3 protein-coding genes and 1 pseudogene are annotated in these 3,391 nt (G+C 31.6%); 3 read left to right on the top strand and 1 reads right to left on the bottom strand.

Going from position 1 to position 3,391, the window contains the following annotated elements; all coding sequences use genetic code 11:
- The 3 genes from ACFIME_RS02630 to ACFIME_RS02620 all read left to right on the top strand — a co-directional run.
- On the top strand, window positions 1-213 hold a 213-nt coding region (locus ACFIME_RS02630; RefSeq protein WP_375684439.1), incomplete at its 5' end, for a DUF6990 domain-containing protein.
- Window positions 214-325: 112 nt separating this feature from the next.
- Window positions 326-652: an HNH/ENDO VII family nuclease gene (locus ACFIME_RS02625; protein ID WP_375684438.1), complete on the top strand. Its 327-nt coding sequence runs from the start codon at window positions 326-328 to the stop codon at window positions 650-652.
- Between the two features lie 270 nt (window positions 653-922).
- Window positions 923-1,393, top strand: coding sequence for an SMI1/KNR4 family protein (locus ACFIME_RS02620; protein ID WP_375684437.1), 471 nt, complete (start codon window positions 923-925; stop codon window positions 1,391-1,393).
- Window positions 1,394-2,185: 792 nt separating this feature from the next.
- Here the strand turns inward: ACFIME_RS02620 and ACFIME_RS02615 are convergent.
- Window positions 2,186-2,645: pseudogene (locus tag ACFIME_RS02615) on the bottom strand (type ISP restriction/modification enzyme); the annotation flags it as partial.
- Window positions 2,646-3,391 lie beyond the last annotated feature (746 nt).

Raw genomic sequence — 3,391 nt, 5'->3', positions numbered from 1 at the left:
TTGTTGGGTGATGCTGAAACCTTACAATCTTATCAGAAAAGTTTTGCAGCAGGGGATCACCTAGGCTTTGACGAGAGCATCCAACAGCTTCATATTGAACGTGCATTAACTTTAGCCAAAGAAGTAGCAAAGATGAAGCAAGAGAGTTACACTTTGATTGAACGGGTAGCAAAAGATTTTGGTAATCACTCAGAGCTTTCTAGCGAGGAATAACCTCCTTCTTGGAAGTAGAGTTTATTTAAGTCTATTTAGAACAAAGAATAAATTGATTATTTTGAAAAAATCGAGGGGATTATGAATCATGAAATGGATAAAGAAAAAAAATATGAGGGCAGCTGAGCCTGTGGAATTTAAAGGTCAAAAAGTTTATCAGGAATATGAACTGTTTGATCCTGAAACAGTTTCTTCTTGGAAAGAAAAAGGACACATAATAACAGGTACAAATGTGGAAAGAATGGCATCAGGAAGAGCTCCTATTGGAGTCGATTGTAGGCCTATTATGTTACATCCTGTGACACAAGAACAAGATAGTCCTCTCGTTGAGGTTCTCTACTCATTTTATCAAGGCAGGAGTTTGGTTGCTCCTATGAATCCAAAGACAAATTTTATCAGAAAAATTATTTGTTGGATTTCAAAAAAAATTCCTAAGTAGGAAAAAAGAAAAAGTAATTATTGCAAATATTGGAGTAATGTCCCTAAAAGGCGCTCTCTAAACTTTAATGATCACCTCCTTTAATTCCATCATATATTGTAAATGCGAGATGATTGTACAGAGACAGATGAGAAAAGAGCTCCTTCAAGAACATATCTCTTATGATTTTATCAATCTCATCCGAATTCCATTGGCTATAGTAGAAAAAGATTGATCATTAGAAACACTCATTATGAGTAAAAACACGCTGTGACTTATGGAGAAAAATTTATGAAAAGTTATACTTTATCAGATGTTGCACAATATGTTGATATACATAGTCATGTTATTAATTTGGGTACTCAAGATAATGCCCCTGATGATGTACGGATTAAAACAGCTGAGAACACTCTCGATTTACAATTTACCTCTTCCTATAAGAGTTTTTTAAAAAATTATGGAGGAGGAGAAATTGGTGGTGAAGAAATTTTTAGCATTTATAACGCAAGTTTTGAGGATTGTCCTGCTGGTGATATTGTGCATAAAAACTTATATCATAGGAAACATGGTTTTGCGACACCAGAACAGCTCGTTGTGAGTTATGATCTTGATGAAACCTTTTATTTTGATTATACGCAGTTTCGGGATGGTGAATGCCCACTCTATCTCAAGTATACATCTGAAGATTGCGAATATTACGCAAGTAATTTTTATGAATTTCTCTGCAAAAGAATTAAAGAGTATGCAGGGGAAGATTCATGAAAACCTATACCTTAGATGATGTTATACAACTAGTTGATAAATAGGATAATTGCGATTTATTGCTTGTTATGAAAACATCTAAAAAGAGATTGATCATTATAAAGATTAGCAAAATCCCTTTTAATAGACCGTGTCAGTGTTGTCAGTTCTTTTTAGAGCCTATATTATTTTTTTTAAATGAGAGAAAATTAAAATCAATATATTTCAATAGGTTAGTATTTTAATGATACAACCTTTATTAAATAGTAATCCATAAATTCAACTCACAATATATATTTGTCAGTTATGTGTCAGTAAATTGAACTGACAAAATAGATTATTTTAGTGAGTGATTAAAATGTGCTTTATGAAAAGCATATGATCCTTTAAAGCCTTTCAAAAGATAGTTTGTAACTCATAAGAAATGCTATCAAGATCATTATGGTTGTTAGTTTTGAAGATTTTGAGTATTTTGAGGGTTTGAGAAACATTCAAAACCTATAAGTAATATAAGAAAATGAATATACATAACCCTCTTTAAACAAAGCTTTTGATAACAATAAAGCTATCATTTTAGATTACGGTATAACCTCTTAAAGGCAATGTAAAAAAATCTAATTCTATTTAAGAGTGGGTTTCTTAAAAGTTTTAAAGCAATCCAAATAAGAGTATCTAAAAGTGCAAGTTTCTTCTTTTTAGAATAACGCATGATAAATTATCCTTTTAAAGATTGTATGTAAGCTATTTATAAAGGGGGGATAGAACCTATAGGTATAAGACCTTATATCCCTTTGTGAGTTTAGCATGCCAAGTCTATTCAGTTTCTCTTATTTCTAATTTTGGTAGTTTTTTCACGATTTTCATTGTTTCTAAACTTACAGTAATAACCCTTTGAAACAACTCCAATGGATAAGCAGGATTTCCAACGATCTCAACAGCATAACGATTGGCATCATTAACAATACCACTCTTTTTATTTATTTTTACACATTGACACCCCATAACCCATTCAAGAGCAGGCTTGCCATTTACGATATACTCATAAGCTTCAAGAGGGATATCTGTCATGATGATATTGCTGTTGTAGATAACAGTTGATTTATTCTTTTACTTACTATTCTTAATTTTTGCGAATTTCATTTCAGTCACATAATAGAATTTCTCAGAATTAGAGATGTCAGTTAATTTTGGATTACCCTTTTAAAGGCACGGAATAAGATTCTACAGTCTCATAACTCACGTGCAAATGACTGAGTTCACGCCCTGTTACAACAGGGCTCCGTTTTCATATGAGGGGGTTAATTCTTATCAAAAGAATCGAAATGAAGCTTATTAAATCCATTTTGAATGAATAGTGAGAAAACTGGAAAAAATGCTAAAAAAGCCGATAATTTTTTCAAAAGGGTTTTTAAAGGTACTTATCCACAGCCCATGGCATAGGATAAGATCAGCAAAGTAGTGAAATTTGCTGTTCGTTTTATGGAAAAAAAACAAATGAAGCATGTGCTTTTAAAATATCATAATAATTATTTTGATAGGTTTTATGAGTCACTAAAATAATCTAGTTTGTCAGTTCAATTTACAGACACAAACTGACAAATGTATATTATGGATTGTATTTAAGGTTGTATTGTCGATATAGGTTGTATCGTTAAAATGCTAACATATTGAAATATAATGTTTTTAATTTTTTNAAAATGCTAACATATTGAAATATAATGTTTTTAATTTTTTCTCATTTAAAAAAATAATATAGGAGCTAGAATGAACTGACAAGACTGACAAAACTCTTCTGATAAGGTCACTCAGATCATTATCTTTGGAGAACGGGTGCTTAATGTGCTGTACAGAGAGTTTTGCCTATTTGAGTAGAAAGTTTTAAAAGACGTTTCTTTATTGTTTTCTATGATGGTTTTTGACGACAGGATGTGCTTGATAGCATGATGTCTCGTTTATATGCGTGTTGAGTGGCTTAGAGGGGCTGGAGAGTGAATTTATCTCTAATTATTGATAAATATA

Origin of the sequence: Bartonella sp. AP1QHHD (assembly GCF_042196265.1) — a bacterium.
Taxonomy (GTDB): domain Bacteria; phylum Pseudomonadota; class Alphaproteobacteria; order Rhizobiales; family Rhizobiaceae; genus Bartonella.
The sequence above is the reverse complement of the archived record's forward strand: the minus strand, read 5'-3'. Positions and strand labels throughout refer to the sequence as shown.

Bases quoted from the DNA above. Each gene is read 5' to 3' on its own strand.
- ACFIME_RS02625 (WP_375684438.1), top strand. From the start codon at position 326: ATGAGGGCAGCTGAGCCTGTGGAATTTAAAGGTCAAAAAGTTTATCAG.
- ACFIME_RS02620 (WP_375684437.1), top strand. From the start codon at position 923: ATGAAAAGTTATACTTTATCAGATGTTGCACAATATGTTGATATACAT.